This window comes from Vescimonas sp. (assembly GCF_057856985.1).
Genome location: NZ_DBLZXX010000018.1, coordinates 1 through 19,125 on the forward strand (window position 1 = coordinate 1; position 19,125 = coordinate 19,125).

22 protein-coding genes are annotated in these 19,125 nt (G+C 56.9%); 12 read left to right on the forward strand and 10 right to left on the reverse strand.

Translation table 11 applies throughout. The features are described from left to right. Nucleotides 1–1,386 (reverse strand): AAA family ATPase (locus ACZM22_RS09180; RefSeq protein WP_489543838.1); only part of this gene is annotated, 1,386 nt, incomplete at its 3' end. 314 nt (nt 1,387–1,700) lie between these two features. Here ACZM22_RS09180 and ACZM22_RS09185 point away from each other — a divergent pair. From ACZM22_RS09185 to ACZM22_RS09215, 7 genes are all read left to right on the forward strand, one after another. Next, nucleotides 1,701–2,384, forward strand: coding sequence for a tetratricopeptide repeat protein (locus ACZM22_RS09185; RefSeq protein ID WP_489543839.1), 684 nt, complete (start codon nt 1,701–1,703; stop codon nt 2,382–2,384). Between the two features lie 105 nt (nt 2,385–2,489). Beyond that, on the forward strand, nt 2,490–3,041 hold the full coding sequence (locus ACZM22_RS09190; protein WP_337490744.1) for a DNA-3-methyladenine glycosylase: 552 nt from the start codon (nt 2,490–2,492) through the stop codon (nt 3,039–3,041). A gap of 27 nt (nt 3,042–3,068) precedes the next feature. Next, nucleotides 3,069–3,869, forward strand: a complete 801-nt coding sequence (locus ACZM22_RS09195; protein ID WP_489543840.1) for an agmatine deiminase family protein — start codon at nt 3,069–3,071, stop codon at nt 3,867–3,869. Further along, a complete protein-coding gene (locus tag ACZM22_RS09200) occupies nt 3,862–4,557 on the forward strand; it encodes a CPCC family cysteine-rich protein (protein WP_489543841.1) in 696 nt (231 codons plus the stop codon). Before ACZM22_RS09195 ends, ACZM22_RS09200 begins: the two co-directional genes overlap by 8 nt. Before the next feature lie 260 nt (nt 4,558–4,817). Next, entirely contained in the window at nt 4,818–5,882 is a 1,065-nt protein-coding gene (locus ACZM22_RS09205) for a reverse transcriptase domain-containing protein (RefSeq protein WP_489543842.1), read from the forward strand. Between the two features lie 327 nt (nt 5,883–6,209). Next, entirely contained in the window at nt 6,210–7,616 is a 1,407-nt protein-coding gene (locus ACZM22_RS09210) for a DUF2779 domain-containing protein (protein WP_489543843.1), read from the forward strand. 20 nt (nt 7,617–7,636) lie between these two features. Further along, nucleotides 7,637–8,506: a hypothetical protein gene (locus ACZM22_RS09215; protein ID WP_489543844.1), complete on the forward strand. Its 870-nt coding sequence runs from the start codon at nt 7,637–7,639 to the stop codon at nt 8,504–8,506. Nucleotides 8,507–8,609: 103 nt separating this feature from the next. Here the strand turns inward: ACZM22_RS09215 and ACZM22_RS09220 are convergent, their stop codons facing one another. The 9 genes from ACZM22_RS09220 to ACZM22_RS09260 form a co-directional block, all read right to left on the reverse strand. After that, nucleotides 8,610–8,945: a hypothetical protein gene (locus ACZM22_RS09220; protein WP_489543845.1), complete on the reverse strand. Its 336-nt coding sequence runs from the start codon at nt 8,943–8,945 to the stop codon at nt 8,610–8,612. A gap of 70 nt (nt 8,946–9,015) precedes the next feature. After that, entirely contained in the window at nt 9,016–10,224 is a 1,209-nt protein-coding gene (locus ACZM22_RS09225) for a hypothetical protein (protein WP_489543846.1), read from the reverse strand. 39 nt (nt 10,225–10,263) lie between these two features. Continuing rightward, nucleotides 10,264–11,295 (reverse strand): hypothetical protein, encoded by a 1,032-nt coding sequence (locus tag ACZM22_RS09230; RefSeq protein ID WP_489543847.1) that lies wholly within the window; start codon nt 11,293–11,295, stop codon nt 10,264–10,266. A gap of 248 nt (nt 11,296–11,543) precedes the next feature. Beyond that, on the reverse strand, nt 11,544–12,053 hold the full coding sequence (locus ACZM22_RS09235) for a hypothetical protein (protein ID WP_489543848.1): 510 nt from the start codon (nt 12,051–12,053) through the stop codon (nt 11,544–11,546). A gap of 60 nt (nt 12,054–12,113) precedes the next feature. Then, nucleotides 12,114–12,452: a hypothetical protein gene (locus tag ACZM22_RS09240; protein ID WP_489543849.1), complete on the reverse strand. Its 339-nt coding sequence runs from the start codon at nt 12,450–12,452 to the stop codon at nt 12,114–12,116. A gap of 8 nt (nt 12,453–12,460) precedes the next feature. Next, nucleotides 12,461–13,138, reverse strand: a complete 678-nt coding sequence (locus ACZM22_RS09245) for a metallophosphoesterase (protein WP_489543850.1) — start codon at nt 13,136–13,138, stop codon at nt 12,461–12,463. A 13-nt stretch (nt 13,139–13,151) separates the two neighbouring features. Next, the gene (locus ACZM22_RS09250) at nt 13,152–13,466 is read right to left on the reverse strand and encodes a M41 family metallopeptidase (protein ID WP_489543851.1); all 315 of its coding nucleotides are present in this window, start codon (nt 13,464–13,466) and stop codon (nt 13,152–13,154) included. A 9-nt stretch (nt 13,467–13,475) separates the two neighbouring features. After that, nucleotides 13,476–14,411 (reverse strand): AAA family ATPase, encoded by a 936-nt coding sequence (locus tag ACZM22_RS09255; RefSeq protein WP_489543852.1) that lies wholly within the window; start codon nt 14,409–14,411, stop codon nt 13,476–13,478. 12 nt (nt 14,412–14,423) lie between these two features. Then, nucleotides 14,424–15,311 (reverse strand): leucine-rich repeat domain-containing protein, encoded by an 888-nt coding sequence (locus ACZM22_RS09260; protein ID WP_489543853.1) that lies wholly within the window; start codon nt 15,309–15,311, stop codon nt 14,424–14,426. Nucleotides 15,312–15,498: 187 nt separating this feature from the next. Here ACZM22_RS09260 and ACZM22_RS09265 point away from each other — a divergent pair, with 187 nt between their 5' ends. From ACZM22_RS09265 to ACZM22_RS09285, 5 genes are all read left to right on the forward strand, one after another. Next, entirely contained in the window at nt 15,499–16,074 is a 576-nt protein-coding gene (locus tag ACZM22_RS09265; protein ID WP_489543854.1) for a hypothetical protein, read from the forward strand. 243 nt (nt 16,075–16,317) lie between these two features. Then, complete coding sequence (locus ACZM22_RS09270) at nt 16,318–17,340, forward strand: AlbA family DNA-binding domain-containing protein (RefSeq protein ID WP_489543855.1); 1,023 nt, start codon at nt 16,318–16,320, stop codon at nt 17,338–17,340. Beyond that, on the forward strand, nt 17,337–17,789 hold the full coding sequence (locus ACZM22_RS09275; RefSeq protein ID WP_489543856.1) for an ATP-binding protein: 453 nt from the start codon (nt 17,337–17,339) through the stop codon (nt 17,787–17,789). The genes ACZM22_RS09270 and ACZM22_RS09275 overlap by 4 nt, the downstream gene beginning before the upstream one ends. A gap of 69 nt (nt 17,790–17,858) precedes the next feature. Further along, on the forward strand, nt 17,859–18,062 hold the full coding sequence (locus tag ACZM22_RS09280; protein ID WP_489543857.1) for a hypothetical protein: 204 nt from the start codon (nt 17,859–17,861) through the stop codon (nt 18,060–18,062). Between the two features lie 215 nt (nt 18,063–18,277). Beyond that, nucleotides 18,278–19,090 carry an SWIM zinc finger family protein gene (locus ACZM22_RS09285; RefSeq protein ID WP_489543858.1) on the forward strand — a complete coding sequence of 271 codons (813 nt, stop codon included), beginning with the start codon at nt 18,278–18,280 and terminating at the stop codon, nt 19,088–19,090. The last annotated feature ends 35 nt before the right edge of the window (nt 19,091–19,125 follow it).

The window sequence follows — 19,125 nt, forward strand, 5'->3', positions numbered from 1 at the left end:
CTCCGCCTCCTCCAGCTTGCGCATGATCTTCTGGCGCATCGCCTCCTCCGGATCCTCCGGCGGGGAATTCTCGATCTCCGCCGCGTCATACCTTGAAGCCGCCTCGCAGGTCACCGCAGGGTTTCTCTTTACAGCGGTGCCGCGGATAGCCTGAATATCGGAATAGAGCAGGGTCTTCTTCATGACCAGCGCCTCTGTGATCTCTTTCAGAAACGCCTCGTTTTGAGCAAGGAGCGCCCTTGCCTTGCCGTAGTACCGCTCCAGCTCCGCCTGTACCGCCGCCTCGCTGCGGGCATTCAGGCTTTCGGACATGTTGCTGGAGGAATCGCTTTCGACATTCAGCAGGGAGAATCCCAGCGCACCCTCCTTGGCTGCCGCCTCGCGGATACAGTTGACCGCACGGGCGATATCGTCGCTGCATCCCTCCGCAACCTGCCCCGCATACCGCATCTCCACGGCGGCCTTTCCGCCCAGGGCGATGATGGCGCTTTGTGAACCGGAGATGTATTTGCAGCAGTGGATAAAGCCGCCGCACCGGTTTTCATCGGAGGGAAGCAGGGAGGCAAAGCCGACGCTGCCGGGACACAGCGCTTCGCATACCACCAGATGCCCCGCCTCGTGAAGCGCCACCTTTTCGATGACTTCATCCGAAACGCGAGGCATATCCTCTTGTGCGCCATATTGCTGCTTCAGCACCACACTCACCATGTCCTCCATGTCGATGCCGGTCTTGCGGGCAAAGGCCGCACGAACCGCCGCTTCATTCAAAATAGTCTCCAGCTCGGCGCAGGAATTATAGCGCATCATCCTCGTCAGGTCTTCCATGTTGACACTGTCCGAAACCCGTTTCGTTTTCAGATAGTGGGTGATGATCTCCTCCGCGTCGGACGCCGTGGGCGCTCGAAGTCCGATTTTTCGGTCAAACCGTCCGGAACGGCGCAGGGAGCTCGGCAGCTTGCGGATATCGTTTGCCGTGGCGATCACAAACACACCAGTGTCCTTCACATCGTCGATCCCCGCTTGCACGGCGGCGTATTCCGGTGCGTCGCAGTGGGTATCATCCTCGTTGGCAAATTTGTCCATGTCGTCCAAAAGGACAATGGACGGTGCTTTTGTCTTCGCGCTGGCAAAGGCCTGTGTAATTCCATCGATAAAGGTGTCGCCGCCCTTGTCGCGGCGTACCGTGATGGTGTGCAGCCCGCTCTCCTCCACAAAGCACCTCGCCAAAAGCGTCTTGCCCAAACCCGGGTCGCCATACAGCAGCAGTCCATGGGGCAGGCGGGCGCCCATCTCCTCATAGATCTCCCGGTTGCGGAGCATATCGCACAGCTGCAGCAGCTCGCGCTTGGTGGCCTTGTATCCGATGACCTTGTCAAATGCGTTCATGGTAAAATCTCCTTTTCGAATTTTACCGCCAGTATAGCACCCATATAATTAAGACCTAATTTATATAAGCATATATAGGCCAAAAGGAGGTTTTCTGCAAAATTTCGTATAGGCGCACAATTTGACGCATTCAAAGCCCCCACATTTGCAGCGTTATACCCATGAAACGCGGCGGTTTTTGCTGCCTGCACACGAAAAAATGGGCGGTGGAGGCCGATTTCTACCCCCAAACCGCCGAAAATAATATAAATATTTAGGTCTTATTAAAAAAGGTGCTACACTGACCGCAAATCACATTGCAGGAGGAAATGACCATGGATGTTACTTTTTCACCCGCCCTCCGTGTGTACGCGGAGATGTGGGAGATCGCCGGACGGCGACGGGCGGCGGACGCACAGTTCTCGCAGGCGTTGACACATATCCGCAGCGGCACGCCCGACGCTATGGCAAAGGCATTCGATCTATTCAAGCGCTCAGGAGCCCACAACTTTACCGAAGCGCAGTTCGCTGCCGGATGGTGCTGTGAACACGGCTGCGGTACAAAGCGCAACTACCCGCAGGCTATCCGCTGGTATAAGCGGGCGGAGAACAACGTGACTTCCGATGTAATGAGCGCTTTTGACCCTGTGGGTGAGGCGGAGAATGCCCGGCTTCGGCTGTACTTCGAGTGCGAGTCCTACGCGGCGGCGGTGGACGCGCTGCTGGACGCACAGGAGCGGGAGGATAGCTTTATGGCCGATTACGAGGCGGCGGTGGGCGGCGACGCCATCGGGATGCTGCATCTGGGGCATCGATACTATTACGGGCAGGATGTGGCGTGTGACCGGGCAGAGGGCGTCCGCTGGTATCACCGGGCCGCCGAGGCTGGTAGCGATGCCGCCATGTCGCGGCTGGCGGGGATCTACGAGGCGGATAAGCATTATAAGGAGGCGGCGAGGTGGTATCGCCGCTACGCGGCGGAGCGCATCCGCTGGCGCAACCAGCGGCTGAATTGGTGAAAAAGTTCCAAGAAATTGGTGAACTTGCGTTTTTCGGCAACGGCTCTTATAATGGATGTACAGGCAATGGCACGCAAAATAATATGATGAGAAGGAGAATGAACGATGGGTACCACTATAACATTGAATGAGAAGTTTTTTGAGCGTGACGCGGCAGCAGTTGCAAAGGATTTGCTTGGCGGTACTATCCTCTATCGCGGCAAAGATGGCGCACACCGTTATTGGATCACCGAAACCGAGGCATACTACCACGATGAACAGGACAAGAGGGGGAAGCTAATTTGTTACGGGGCAGGCAAATCCAAATCCGCGGCACAATCGGATGTTTCTGCCCCACTTTTCTCCAAACCCGGAACATGGTGCGTATACGGAGGACAGTTATTGCTTTCCGTTAACGACAGTGTGCATTCTGATAATGTCCTCATCAAGGGCATTAAAGATGAAAATGGCGTAACCTTTAAGCCAGATGGAATAGCAAAAGAACTCCATCTGTATAAAACAAAGCCAGATTATAGCGACTGCCACGGGAAGTTTTCACTTTGCGGCTGCGATGTGACTTTGGTTGAAATATCAGTATCGTCCAAATATACATGCAAAAGCAGGATTGGGATTGAGGAAGAAAGCAAGCTGAACTTTGAACTCGTTGAAGCCGAGTAAAAATAGAAGGATAGTAGAGGGTTACATATGATCTACATCTCCACTCTTCTTCCGCGGCAGTATCCGTCTGACGCAGAGACGCTGTTCACGGCGCTGACGGCGCACGATGTCCCCTATGCGCTGCTGGATGGCACACGGGACGTTTGGGTGCGGGACTTCATGCCGGTGCGGACACGCTCCGGACAGATGATCTCCTTTCGCTATGAGCCGTCCTATCTGAAAAACGATCCTGATCTGAGGACCGACTTTCGTAAGGATCTTGCTCCGCAGCTTGGCCTGCCGGTTACATACAGCAATATCAACCTTGACGGCGGGAACGTGGTGTTCTCGCCGTCCGGGGCGCGCGTCCTGATCAGCGACCGCGTCTTTTCCGAAAACCCGGAGTATCCGTCTGCCGCGCTGGTGCATGAGCTTTCGGAGCTGCTGGAAACGGAGGTTTTGATCATTCCCTCTCTGAAAAGCGACATGACCGGCCACGCCGACGGCATGGTGCGGTTTCTCGACGACCGCACCGTGCTGTGTAATCGGCCGCTGTCATCCTGCGGCTTTGAGCAGCAGGTGAAGCGAGCGGTGCAGGACTGCGGCCTGGACGCGGTGGATTTTCCCTTTGTCCCGACCGGTGGGGTCAGCGCCGTTGGCTGCTACCTGAACTATTTGAAGACGGAACGGGTGGTTTTCCTGCCGGTGTTTGGCATTGAGCAGGATGCCGAGGCTGAGACTTTCGCACGGCAGCTTTTCAGCAAAGAGATCGTGCCCGTCAACATCCGGAAGATCGCCCAACAGGGCGGCTGTCTGAACTGCATCAGTTGGGAGGGACCTCATGCATAATGAACAGGATTTGAAGAACACGCCGGAGTACCGCTCCGGTATGTTCCGCATCGTCACCTGCCCCGTCTGCGGCTATCCCACGCTGGATATGTACTGGATCTGTGAGCATTGCGGCTGGGAGTATGACATCGAGCTGCAGACGGAGGATGAGGAGTCTCCCTGCAACGGTATGTCCCTGCGGGCATACCGCGAACTATACAAAACTGGAGGTATATCTATGAACGTGACCATCTGTTCCCGCAAAGCCGCCGAGGAACTGCTGCGTACCGATACGCTCTCCCGCACGGCGGTGATCTCCTTCTGCGACCCGCCCTCCGTCGGCAAGCCTGCCCCGATGCCTCCGCTGGACTACGCCGGCAAAACAGCGCGGGTGTTCACCGTGGTCGTTCACGATCTGGATCTGACGGCTCTGCCGGATGTGGGGCTGGACTACGACACCTATATGCCGGAGGCGGACGCGCTGGCGGCGTTCATCTGTCAGGCAAGGGCGGACGGGCTGGATATCCTTTGCCAGTGCGAGTACGGGCAGAGCCGCAGCGCCGCCTGCGCCGCCGCGATTTTGGAGTATTTCAACGGCACCGGCATCTCCGTCTTTGCCGACTACCGCTATTACCCCAACCAAGTGGTGTATCACAAGGTCATGGATGCACTGACCCGGTACGGGCAGGAGGCGCAGCCATCCGCTTGACTTTCTCGTCAAAGCGCTTTACCATATAAGCACAACCGAAGATCAGCCCCGCGCAGTAGTGTACAGCTTAAAGTTTCGTACTTTGAGGAGGGTGGCGAGTCGCCGCTCTGTTTACCAAGAGGACGCACGCTTCGCAAGCGAAGCGACTGCCTGATACCGCTCCATCGAATCGCGAATCACGCCGTGATTAGAAATTCGACTCCGCTTATATCAGGTCACTTTGTACTGCACGGGGCTGATTCTATGTTAGGGGGGCCTCTATGAAAATCGAGAAGGATACGGTCACATTTGAAGCGCCGGACGCAGACTTCGTGGCCAAATTCGGTATGCAGGCCGCGGCGGATATGGTACTGGATTTTCACTGCTTTCACCCGCAGCTGCCGTTCCTGTACGACGCCCGGCAGCTGGCGGCGTTTCTCTCTACCAGCAGGCAAAAGCTCCTTTACTATGCGCGGCACACGGCGGCAGCGTATCACCCCGTCACCATCCCCAAGCGTAACGGCGATGTGCGCATACTGTCCGTGCCGGACGACACGCTGCGTCGCTGGCAGCGGAAGATCTGCCGGGATCTCCTCGCCTATCTGCCTGTCGCACCGCAGGCCACCGCTTATCGAAAGGGCGGCACTCTCAGCGGCAACGCCGCGCCCCATGTGGGCAAACGGTATCTCCTGAAGCTGGATATCTCCGACTTTTTCGGCAGTATCCGCTTTGAACAGGTCCACTCTGCCGCCTTTCACACCCGGTACTTCTCCCGGCAGGCGGGCTTTCTGCTGACCGCTTTGTGCTGCAAGGACGGTGTCTTGCCGCAGGGCGCGCCCACCTCTCCCGCGCTTTCCAATCTGGTCATGCGGAATTTTGATACGAGCATGGCACGCTGGTGCCAGCGGCGCACCATCGCATACACGCGGTACTGTGATGACCTGACCTTTTCCGCCGATCGTCCGCTGTTCGCCGTCTATTCGAAGGCGAAAAATATGCTGGCGGAGATGGGCTTTGACCTGAATGAGGCCAAGACCCATTTTATCACCAACGCCGGACGGCAGAGCGTGACCGGTCTGACCGTCAATGAGAAGGTATCCGTGCCGGCCGGCTATAAGCGATCACTTCGACAAGAGGTCTATTACGCCCTGCGCTTTGGTCTGGCGGACAGTATCCTGCGGGGCGGCCACGCAGCGCTTCGTACAGACGGCGTTCCTGATACGGAGCGCTACCGGCAGCAGCTATTGGGCAGGATTCAGTATGTGCTGCAGATTGAGCCGGAAAACCGCTGGTTCCACGAAGCAAAGCAAAAGCTGCTGTCCTGCGATGACCTCCCGAAGGTCTGACGCCTATTCTTTAATTACAGCGTGGGCATTTCTGCGCCAATGCGCGGCGGGATATCCCGTGGGATTTCGGCAGGGCGATTGGTACGACATTGGAAACGCCGGAGAATCGACATTTCTGTAATTTTTCAGATATGCCGACATATTGCTTGATGCTGCCGCAAATCTTGTTTTCCTATTTTGTGAATGCTATACTCAAGACAGGGTTTCCAGACAAATTACCCAGAGAGGGGAATCGGCATGGTCAACCTTTCCAAGTCCAAATACTGTGCGCTGTGGCAATGTCCAAAAATGTTATGGCTCCGCAAATATAAGCCGGAGCTTGCCGAGGTGGACAGCCATACGCTGTCCATTATGGAGACTGGCAACGCCGTGGGCGATCTTGCCATGGGACTGTTCGGGGACTTTACCGAGGTCACGGTCTACACGGATGGGGAGATCGACCTGCCGGCTATGATGCGCCGCACGCAGGAAGAAATTGCAAAGGACACCCCCGTGATCTGCGAGGCGTCCTTTGAATGGAACGGCTTATACTGCGCCGTGGATATTCTGCGGCGCGAAGGTGACGGGTGGTCAATCTACGAGGTAAAAAGCTCCACATCAGATGACAAGGCAGTCTATATCGCGGATGTCGCCTACCAGAAGTTTGTACTTGAGCATTGCGGCGTCAAGGTCACGGGCACCTACCTTGTGGTGCTGAATCGCGACTACATCTTCGACGGGACACTTGACCTGCAAAAGCTGTTCAAGGTCACCGATGTTGGCTTGGCGGTAGCTTTCGAGCAGGACAATGTAGCCATCAACACGCGGATCGCAGAGGAGGTGCTGAAATCCCCCGACGAGCCGGGCGACGACCTGTCTATACACTGCAATAAGCCCTACCCGTGCGCGTTCTGGAAATACTGTTCCCGCCATGTGCCGTCGCCGTCAGTGTTTGATCTCTACCGCCTGCCGTTCAAGAAAAAGATCGCCTACTACCAGCAAGGAATGGCCGGCTTTGACAAGCTGCTGCACTGTCCCGACATCACGGGGGACAAGCAGCTGCGACAGATCGAATACGCGCTGGCGGACAAGGGGACGTACCTCGACAAGCCCGCCATCCGTGATTTCCTGCGGCTGCTGCGCTACCCGCTGTATTTTCTGGACTTCGAGACGATACAGCCCGCTGTGCCGCAGTATGTAGGTACGCGCCCGTACACGCAGATACCGTTTCAATATTCGCTGCACTACATAGAGTCCGAGGGCGGTGCCTTGCAGCACAAGGAGTTTCTGGCACAGCCCGGCACAGATCCCCGCCGCGCGCTGGCGGAGCAGTTGTGCGCGGACATTCCTTTCGGCGTCTGCACCACCGCTTATAACAAGCAATTTGAATGTGGGCGTATCCGGGAGCTGGCGGCACTGTACCCCGATCTTGCGCCGCACCTGCTGAATATCGAAAGCAACATCGTTGATCTGCTGATACCGTTTCAGTCCGGTTACTACTACAATCGCGCTATGGGCGGGTCGTTTTCCATCAAGAGCGTACTTCCGGCGATATTTCCCGATGACCCCGCGCTGGATTACCACAATCTGGAAGGCGTACACAATGGCAGTGAGGCCATGAGTATTTTCCCCAAAATGAAGGATATGCCGCCGGAGGAGCAAGCCAAGGCGCGGCACGACCTGCTGAAATACTGCGAGCTGGACACCTTTGCGATGGTAAAGGTGTGGCAGGCGCTGTGCGAGGCAGCGGAATAAAATATTTAAGAAGGAAAATTGTGATGTGCTGTACTTCTGAAGATGTTAAGCGGTCGGTAGAGGGTTTCAAGAAGGATATTGGTGACAAAAAAACGAAGTATCTCGACTCTGTGAAATCTGAAGATGCCATTAAGTACGCATTTGACAACGCATATGGTGACGCCAAGCGCACATTGACCGGCATCAGAGATTTCCAAAAGGAAAAAGAAACTGCCAAAGGTCGCATTGTAGAAAAAATGCTCGACTACTTTAACGGTCCTGCTCCAAGTGGGCAGGAAGCGTTTGATGTGCTGCACGAGGAGATGTGTATGCTTTGGTGTATCCAGTTCACGGAAAGCAGGAAAGACCTTGGCACATACGGAAAGGCGCAAAAAATCATCAACATGTCGTTCAAATATCTCTTTTGCTGCGAAGATGCGAAGGAGCACTATGCCCACTTCCAATACTGCCATATGCCGTTGGACTCTTTTACTCTCGAGTGGATTAAGCGTTTTGTTAAGGATGAAAAAAAGAATGCACTGCGTGTAGGAAAGATCGACTCTTGGAGCAAAATGCAGAACGCCGATACGGAATACTATATCGACACAAATGACAAGGAGTTCTACCCTTATGACCGTTATGTGAAGTGGATTCGCGACTACATCCACGACAGGAAGTGGAGCATCTCCCCGCTGGAGCTGGAATTTATCATATGGCCCATCATGCAGAAGAAATTGGCAGCAGAAGGTTTTTTGATTGGGTTGCAGGAGAATCCCGACCGTAAGGCAAAACAGGAAATTCAGGAAAAATCTCTCGAGGATAATTATAGGGAGATATGTGCCGCCTTGAAAAAGATTGATCGTTGCGATTTCGATATTAGCAGCATCATATTGCAGGCTACTACCGAATAAAATCATTGTTATCCGTTCCAGAAAGTTAATCATAAGACAGCAAGATAGGGGCATTTGCGGTTTTTCACTGCAAATGTCCCTATCTTCGCTGCCTATTTACCTGTCAATCTCCCCTACCCTTCACCCCCCAGCCATCATCCAGATGGCACCTGTAATGGCGGCTGTTGTCGTATCGGAGCAGCGGCTGGGACGTGATGGCAAACACCGCCTGTATCTCCGACAGCAGGGCTGGCGATACGTGGGGGCTCATGTAGATCACCGGCTGACCCCTGTTGTCCGCGTCCACTCTGCCGCGGGGATAGTAATTGTACGACTTGCCACGGGAACCGCGAACCAGCTCCCACAGCTTCTGGTGGTTATATGTGGCGCCGGAGCGGGCGGTGGCCCCGGCGTATACGCCCTCTATAAACGGGTACGCCAGCAGGGCGCCGTCGATCACCCAGAACACGCCGCGATAAAAAGATGCTGTCTCGATGGGTCATCCCTCCTTTCTGTCGGCGGAAGAAGCATCAGAGATTTCGCTTCCACTCGCTCTCCCAGTAATCCTTCGACTGCTGGTTTTTGGCCAGCTTGATCTGATTGGCCGCATACTCACGCCGACGGCGGCGCGCGTCCTCCGTCTGCCGGGCCTTATCGGCTTCTATCCGGGTCTTTTCGGCCTCTCGCCGCTGCCGGGTCTGCTCCTGCTCCAGCCGTCTGTCAGCTGCCCGCGCCTGCTCCCGCTGTGCGGCCAGCAGCCGCTCGTTGGCGGCGCGCTCATTCTCTATGCGCTGCCGCTCCAGCTCCTGCATCTGCTTCTGGTGCAGTTCCTCGCTCCGTGCCTGCTCCCGCAGGATGGCGTTCCGCGCCGCCATCGCATCCATCTGGGATTCACGGTATGCCTCCTCCTTTTCCTCGCGGATCGCCAGATTCAGGGCATCTGTCAGGCTGTGAGCCCGCCGTCCCCGCACGATGGCGGCGATGTTTCCGGCCAGATAACGGTAGTTTTCCGGCAGAAGGTCAACGGACTCCATCTCCGTCTCCGCCGCAGTACGCCACGCCTGTTCGTCTGCTTCGAACCGGGCGATCTCCTCCTGAACAGGGCGCACCTCTGCGTCGTACTGCTCCTTTGCCGTTTGGCGGAGCATCCGCACGTCCGCTGCGTTCTCCCTGTACTTTGCATCGAAATTCTCGCATTCCTCCAGGAATGCGGTATCGGTCTCCGCGCTGCTGTCGAAATTAAACTGCCGATCCCAGCGGGTCTGCGCCCGCTTCAGCTTCAGCGATGCCTTGCCGTCGCCGCGCATGGTCAACGCGCCGATGGCCAGGCAGCTGCACCCCACGATCATGCCGAACCGCGGCGCATCCGGTATGGCGATGGTCATAGCCACGGCGATGACTGTCAGGACACAGCAGGCCAGCCACAGCACGCAGCTCACAGGCTCCCACGCCGTCGGGACGTGCTCCTCCGCCATGACCTCACCGGGCAACTCTCCGGGCGAATCGGCAGCAAGCACCTTCTCCATCGCTCTGCCGCGTGCCTGCACGTCCCCTACATACTTCTTCTCCACGCTGCGCCGCCGCTCCAGCAGTTGCCGGTAGGCGGGGTTATCCTCGATCTCCTTACGCTCCTCGTACTCCTCGTTCAGTTGGGAAATGCGTTCCAGCATCTCCGCCACCTTCTCGCGGGGCAGGCTGCGCTGGGGCGTTATCGCAAAAGCGTCACCGTAAGTACTCATAGTTCCTCCTTGACTTCCGTATGTGTTGGTTGGGCGGCGTTACTCGCTCCACAGCATGGTGCTGGACACGTTGGGCTGGATCTCCCACACCTGACGCGGTGCGTCTCTTGTCACGCAGTAATAGTAGAAGGGACTTCGTGCGCTTTTCCAGATATCGCACGGCGCGCCGTCCAATGTGCCCTCTCCTTGATAAGTAAAACGCTCCGACACCTTCTCCCTTGGGTTCTCAGAGGCGTCCAGCATGGCGCGCAGGCAGTCCCAGCCGTTGCCCATATCCGGCTCCGGCGCACTGTTGACTGCGTAGATCGACAGCGCCTTTCCGATGGCGAAGCAGGCAAGAAGTACCAGCAGCAGCGTCACGATCACCCTTCCCGCAGACATTTGCTGCTTATCCGGCGTGTCTCTGCGCGTTTTTGCGGTGATGTCGCCGTTCTTCTCCGCCGCAAACTGCAGGTTTCCCCGCAGAAAGTCGTCATGGAGGTATCCGAGATCCGCCTGCTGTTCGCGGAACGGCTCGCAGAAAAGCGCCCGCAGGGAGTAGGGGCTCATGAGCGCGTCACCGCCGAACAGCCAGATGATCTGCCGCTCGATACGGTACAGATAGAGGTCACAGTCCTCCGCGCTGCTGTCCTGCAGTTCCTCGTAGGCCACCCGCCGGACGGGCGATATGCCGTGGAGGGCGCAGAGAAGCTGGTCTGTGATCCACCAGCGGCAGCCGTCCTCCTCCTGCTTGGTGACGCCGCGGGAAAATCCCCAGCCCGTGGACAGAGAGCGCACCATCTCCTCCGCCGGCTGAAGTGTTCCGTCCACCACCAGCTTGATAAATGGGTTAACACTGCCTTGCAGGATCGCCGGCCAGCCGGCAAACCTGCCGCCGTCTGCGTCCATACCGTCCGCCATGATGTAAGCCAGTGCGTAGAGCACTCTGTCGGGCGTTTTCTGGCCGAGCCCGCGCAGGTATTCAAAGAAGTATCTGGTTTTCTCACCGGTGGTCCCGGCGGCGGCATAGGCGCGGTGTCCATCTTCGGAAAAGAACCACTCCGCTCTGTTCCTTTGTGCAGTCTGTTCCATCTGAGTATCCTCACTTCTCTCACAACAGTTGATAGCTTTTTGGAAGGAGGCCTAAAACCGAACTTCGGCCTCCGGGGAAAGTTTTCTTGCTTTGTCCGCAGCGAATACATTTTCTTCCAACCTTATACCATGGGCTCATAACGGATAACAAAGGAAATAACCGGCCTCCGCTCACCACACTGCACACGATGGGAGACCCCTGTCGGAAGTTTTGAAAAAATTGCTGCGGTCAAAACAACGGAACGGACTTACACGGGCAGCTCAAAGGTGTCCTGCTGGTTGGCTGCGTCCAGCGCCATCTGGGCGCGGGCCAGCTCGTCCGCCGCCTGCTCATAGTCGGCCTCCACCGCCGCGATGTCGTAATTGGCGTAGGAGTAGTCGATCAGGTCCGTGCGGCGACCGTACTGCTCCTCCGCACGCTCCATAGGCAGGCGGTTCTTCATCGCCGCCAGCTTATTCTTGCGGCGGGTAAGCTGGGGAATGTACACCAGCATCTCGTCAATGGTCATGTCGAAGCCGGGTACGGTATGGGTGACGTTGAACAGGTTGATGGCGTGCTTGATGCGGCAGATACACCGCTCCAGCTCCGCCAGACGGCGCTGGGTGTCCGCGTAATCATAGGCGGGGCGCACGGATTCCACGTTCTCGCCGGCGGCGGCGCGGAACTCCCTGCTGCGGCTCTCCTTCTCCCGCAGAGACACATATTCATCGGTCAGCTTCTTCAGCCGCTTATTGGCCTGTGCAGAGGTATACTTCATAGTCATTCGTCCTCTCCCTTCCATTCCTCTTTGCTTGTGTTCTTCTGGTTCACGCCGCGGTCATACCGCCGCCCTCCGCCTGCGGCACAGCGCGGCGGGTACGATCCCGACCACGGTCTGTTCCGCGTCCCCGGCGTGAAAGCGCTCCCGCGCAAGAAGATGCTCCACCTCCGCAATGGCGGCACAGATGTCCCGCTCACTGGGCGCCGCCGCCCACGGCACCTCATAATAGCGATAACGCCCCTTGACGCCCGCGTACCTGGCGGCGTCACAGTGGGGGGATAGCATCGCCTGCAGATCCTCCAGATAGTACGTCAGCGTTTCCTCTCGGCTTGGATAGCCGCAGCATGACCGCTCCTGATATGACCGCTCCAAGGCGGCGTTTGCATAGTATCCCATGTCACACCTCACTCCACATAAAATTCCTCCAGCGTATCCAGACACAGACAGCCCAGTACGCCGCTGTAGACCGCACCGCAGTCGATGGCAATGTGTCCGTTGCCGCGCCAGATACGCCCCCTCGATGCCTTGTCGATAAGGCTGGTAACGGTATGGCCGGTGACGATGATGCGCTTGGGGTCATAGCATATCTCATACTCCGGCTCCCCCATGAGGAAATCGCAGACGCGGCAGCTCTCCGGATGGCGCATTTTGCGTTTCCCCGGCACGGTATGCGCCAGAAAGAAGCTGCGGCCTCCCGCCTGCACCTCCGCATAGACCGGCAGACTGCCGAGAATACGCAGCACCCGGGCGCGCACCGCGTCAGACCGGTTCCAGAAGGCGCGGTATGTCCTGTCGCCGCCGTCCTCCATCCACTCGTACCATCGCCCAAAGAGCCTTACGGGCATGACCTCGTTGTCCGGGTCGCGGGGCAGGAACTCCAGCGCCGCCTGCTCGTGGTTGCCCCGCAGGAGGATCACATTCTGCCGCGACGCCGCATCCAGCAGGACACGCAGACCGCCGCTGCCGCGGTCCGTCACGTCACCCAGAATGTACAGCGTATCAGTGTCACTGAAACGCAGCGTTTCCAACAGGCGAAAATACAGCTTGTCACAGCCGTGGATGTCGCTGACAACGTAAGTCATGGTATTCCTCCTCTCAGGCGGCAGGTACATCCCGGTACCTGCCGCAGATGGCCTGGATCTCAGAGTGGAGCAGCGTCTGCTTCTCCAGCAGGGCCTCCGCCAGCTCCTGCACCATCTGACGATGGGATGCCAGCATCTCCTTGGCCTCGAACAGATAGCGCTCCAGCTCCGCACGGACGATGGTCTCGCGCTCCAACAGACCTGCTTCACTGTCGCCGTATCGCCCCGACACATTCACGCCCAGCATGCCGCTGCTGCCCAACTCCTCCGCCTTCTCGCGTATCAGCTTGGCCGCCCGCGTGATATCATCCTTGCAGCCGGGGCTCATTCTGCCGAACTACAGCTCATAGGCCGCCTTGCCCGACAGAAAGGTCAGAATATTCGCCCGCCGGCCCAACGGACGGTTTCGGTAGGCAAAGCCGTAGCAGGAGCCGGAGGTGGGGCTGTACAGCAGCGTTACGAAGGCCGTCGAGCCCGGCGCCACCAGCTCCAGCATGGCCGCGTGGCCGGCCTCGTGGAACGCCGCCTTTTTGCGCTGCTCCTCGCTGACGGGATACACCTCCGGCGGCACATGGTGGATCGTTTTCAGCACGGCGCGGATCAGGTGCGCCCGGGTGATGCTGTCGCTTCGCTCATAGGCGGCGTAGATGGCCGCCTCGTTCAGGGCGCTTTCCACCTGAGCACAGGAGCTGTGGCTCAGCAGCTGCGTCAGGTCGGACAGGGAGATGTCCGGCACCGGCGCCTTGCCGGAAAGATAGCGGCGGATGATCTGCTCCCCGTCCGTACAGTTGGGGCGCTGTACCTTGATCTGCCGGTCAAACCGCCCGCACCGCAGCAGAGAATCGGGGATTTCCTTCACATTGTTGACGGTGGCGATCACGAACACCCGCTTCTCCTGCACCTTGTCGATGCAGCTCTGCGCCGCTGTAAACGCGGCGGTACTGAACTCGTCACTGGAGAATTTGTCCATGTCGTCCAGTAGGAGCATGGACGGCGCAGCCTCCGCCGCCTCGTCAAACGTGTGCGCCAGCTGTTTCAGAAATTCGTCCTCCGACTGGCTGCGCCGCACGGTGAAGCAGGGCAGGCCGCTGTCCTCCATCAGCGCCGTGGCCATCAGCGTCTTGCCGAGACCGGGTGCACCGGACAGCAGCAGACCTTGCGGCAGCTTCGCGTCCAGCGCCGCGTAAACCTCCGGGTGGTGGATCATATCGCTGATCTGCATCAGCTCCGCCTTAATGTGGTCGTAGCCGATGATCTTGTCAAATGCGCTCATATAAGTACCTCCTTATATAAATTCATAGGGAATCTGGTTCTGCACGGCAAAGTGGTGGGCATAGCTGCCGCGTACCACGCGAAACACCGATAGATCCCTTGTGTCTTCGCCGTCGTCGCGGGTACGGCGGGGAAATTCCACCGCTGTGGGCATCTTTGTGGAATCGTCGATCTCAAAACATTCGATCCTCTGCACGCTGGGCGGGATGGTCACATAGGGGCTGCCGTCAAAGCCGTCCAGCGCCGAGCGTTCGATCACCAGCGTATCGGCGGGGATCACGCCGCCGGCAGAGACGGCCAGCAGCGTGCGGGTGCGCCGATCCGTCAGGCAGCCGCCCTCGCCGCTGAACCAAGGATTATCCGGCGCCACGGCAATACGCTTCAGCGGGCAGCCTCGAAAGGCGCCGTAGCCGATCTCCTCCAACGTGGAAGGGATGTACAGCTCCATCTCCGCGTCATCGTCCGTCACTGTCATGAATGCCAGCGGCTCCACGCACCGCAGACCCTCCGGCAGTATCAGACGGCGCACCTCCTGCTCCGTGAAGGCGCAGCAGCCAATGTGCTCCACGGAAGTTGGAATGGTCAGTTCCCGCAGCGCCAGACCATTGAAAGCAAACGCGCCGATGGAACGGACAGATCCGTCATCGGGGATGACGCTGTTCCGGCAGCCCAGCACCAGCTCACCGTCCTCCTTGCGAATGAGGCAGTTATTCTTTGCGTAAAAGCTGGGGCTGCCGTCCTCCACGGTGATGCTGTCGATGCACGGCGGCATCATGTCGAGGCTCAGATAACCGCTGTCTCTGATGCGCTCCATGCCGCGAGGGATAACCAGATCGCCGCCACCACGCATCTCGTGGAGCGTTCCTCCGATAATCTTCAGAATAACGGTGTCATGACTCATAGCGCGTCCTCCTTTGTCCGTGTTGTGTAAGGGTGCAACGGGGTGGCGGGATGGATGAGAGGGCATCTCAAGCATCTCGCGGGACTGCATCATAGCACGCTGGTTCTCGAAATCGTTGCATACTGTTGTCCGAAATCTTGACTTGCGAAAAATTTCCTGTAAAATATTTTTGAGAGGAGGAGGTTCAATGGATATTCCGCGCCGCAAAAACCTTGACCGCCCCGACAAGCTGACGGCAGAGCTGCTGTTTTTCTGTTTTTGGCTGACCCACTGCGGTGAGGTGGAGCTGGGCGATTTCAAATGGCACTGCGGAGAACGCTCCTCCGCCAGCTATCGCCGCTATGCGGAAGAACTGGCGGCGTGCGGCGCCATACCGCGATTGAAGCTGCGGGACAACGGTCGTCGCTTCGTCTCCGCCCCGCCGGTAGAGGAGTTCGTGCCGTCGGTGCGGTTCGATTTGGCAGACGATCACCTGCGGCGGCTGGCGCGTCTGGCGTGCATGGCGGCGTCGGTGCTTGCGCCCGATGGAGAACTGTCGGCATTTGACAACGCCATTGAGGACTACCGGTACTACAACCTGCACTATCCCGACTACCACGCAGCGTATGAGGGGCTGGATCCCCGCACACTCCGGCGTGATAAGCAGGCAGTGCGGCAGGTGCTGCTGCGCTGGAAAGACGACGATACGGCCAGCAAACAGCGGGATGAGGACATAGAGGAGGAGATCACGGCGGAATTTCTGGCACGGCTCAAGATGCTGTGAGCGCACGGCTGCCACGCCTGTTCTTTGGTTACAGCGTGATCAAATTACGCATACCATGACCAGCGCAGTAATTTTCGGCACTTGTCGCAAGATGCACGCCAATAACCCAAGAAGCAACGCAAGAACATCTTACGTTATTTTTAGTAACATAAGAAAAGCTCGAAAGAAGTCAAGGAATGTCTTGCGAATTTTCTTCACTTCTTACGTTCTATATGTTAAAATGAGCGCAAGGGAGTGATTTGCATGGTAGAAAAGGAGCTTCGCGATCTGATTGAAAGCATTCGGGTTCGTGGCTGTGAAGGACAAACCATAGAAGTAAAGGCGGCGCGGCAGGGCTGTCCTGAAAGGTTATATGATACGATCTCTGCGTTTTCCAATCAAAATAGCGGGGGAATCTTTGTGTTCGGCTTGGAGGAAAAGAACGGCTTCGCAAAGGTGGGCGTCTACGACGCGCAGGACTTGGAGCGCAAGGTAATGGAATACTGCGAACAAATGACGCCGATCGTTCGACCGCAATTTACCGAGGTGGATGAAGGTGAGCTTACATTTGTCTCTGCGGAGATCCCACCCGTCGATATTGCGGAACGCCCTTGCTTCAAAACAGCCAAGGGGCGGCTGCACGGATCCTACATCCGCGTAGGTGACGGAGACAAGCCCATGACGGAGTACGAAGTGTACAGCTACGAGGCGTTCCGAAAGAAATATCAAGACGATATTCGTCCAGCGGAAAGGGTGTCCTTCCAATCGCTGGATATGTCTAAGGTGAAAACGTATTTGGAGAGAAAAACATATGCGCGTCCGAATTTGGCGGGTATGTCGGAGGCACAGCAGTATGAACTGACCGGCATCACGCGGGATGGGAAAATCACCATGGCGGCATTGCTGCTATTCGGACTCTACCCGCAGGCGTTTTATCCGCAACTGAGCATCATTGCCACCTGTGTACCTGCGGAGCAAATGGGCATTCTTGACACAGAGGGCAACCGGTTCAGCGACACAAAGCGGATCGAAGGTACGCTTCCGGATATGCTGGAGGGTGCGTTGACCTTTGTTCGGGCCAATATGCGGACGGCCACAAGGATCGACAAGGAAACAGGCGAGAGAATTGATATTCCGCAGTACCCTATGGACGCTGTCCGCGAGGCGATACTCAACGCGTTGGTACACCGGGATTATAGTCTGCATACCGAGGGAATGCCGATCCAGTTGGTCATTATTCCAATCGGATCGAGATCACAAATCCGGGTGGGCTTTATGGTAGATTGACTCTCGACCAGTTGGGCAATGCCCAGCCGGATACCCGAAACCCGGTTCTTGTTACCGTAATGGAGACCCTGGGGGAAACTGAGAATCGCTATTCCGGGATTCCTACGATTCGGTTTGCCATGAAAAACCGCAACCTGCCAGAGCCGGTATTCGCGGATCGGCGCAGCGAATTTGTCGTGACGCTGTACAATGGTGAGCATGGTGCAGCGGGAAGTGTCGGCGACGAGGATGTAAAAGAAGCTAACGTGCAAGACGAAAAAGGTCTGCTGAAATTCTGCCGTACACCTCGAAGCCGCAGCGAGATCATTGCATATCTAAATATTGCGTCAGGGCAGTATGCCCTGCGGCGTTACCTTGATCCTCTCGTAGAGTGTGGAGCAATTCGGATGACGCTGCCCAATAAACCCCGCAGTTCCAAGCAGCGATATGTAGCGGCAGGGGAGGAGTGACACGGTTAATTACGGCTTATTAGCTTGACCCAAAAGCCGAGAGAACAGGAAACAACCGGAGAGGGGCGGATGGCATCATCCGTCCCTCTCCGGTTGTTTTTTGCGGGCTACACGGCCTGGCTGATGACGCTGCCGATGGTATCGACGGCGGAACGGCCTTACACAGGCAGCTCACCGGGTGAGGCTGCGGAAAGCTGCTTCTCCATCGCCCTGCCGTGCGCCTGCACATTTACCGAGCGAAACCGCAGACAATTCAAGCTGCTGCCGAACTAGTGGGCGAGTATATACTTTTATAACCATGAACACATACAGCTTGCTACAAAAATGGCCCCTATGGAAATTCGATTTGGCACCCCTCACAGATAGTGTCCTGAATTTTTGTCTATTTGACAGGGGGCGGCGCAGCGCACTGTCCGGTTTATGGGACACCTCCTTCTGTAGAATGGGTATTGTAAAGAACGATACAGATCGGAAAGGGAGGAAACGACATGTTCAAGATTGGTTTTAATGGCTTCACAGAAGAGTATCGAAAGACCTCTAAGGAAGAGTACTCCATTTGTCCCGCAGTCACGCCGAGAAAATCGGTCGTTCGCGTCCATTTTCCGGCACGGAATATGGATCTGTCTTACTACAATGACGCCTTTGACCTGAAGTGCGGAGACATCGTTTTTGTGGAGGGTAAGCTGGAGGGCCTGCGTGGCCGCGTGGTAGATGTCGCGTACAATTTCAAGATCAAGCTGTCTGACTACAAAAAGGTCATCAGCGTGGCCGACACAAATGTGCGGGGCGAGTTCTTCTTCGCTGGGTCGCACTTCGTCACATTCGACCGCAGCGCCCTTCCGTATGAAAAGGTCATTACCTGGTTTAAGGCACCCGCCACGGAGGATGAGATATTTGTTTCCGGCAATGATGAGAGCGGCTTCCTGCTGTGTGATCTGGGCGCCATGAGAATCAGCAGGGCAATTGCCGATCGCGGACACGATTACTACACGGACAATCGTGTGCGGTACATTTCTCTGGACAGCACCCATGTGCGGGCCATTGTGGAGGGGGCGCGGCCTTACGAGCTGGAGTGCGACTATGTCAACGGCGAGATCAGAAATCTGGTTTGCGACTGCTTCTGCAGTGAGCCGTGCAAGCACGAGTTTGCAGCTATGCTGCAGTTGAGGGAGACGCTGGAGCTCATCGAGAAGAACTACCCTGCACAGCTTGAGGCGACGCAGTATTTCGCCGCCGTCTGCAAGGGAACACTGCTGAATTTTGCGATGGATAGTAAGGAAACCGGCAGCATCGCGCTTTAAGGGGCGGGGGAGGTATCGTAAACGCAAGGCGGCAT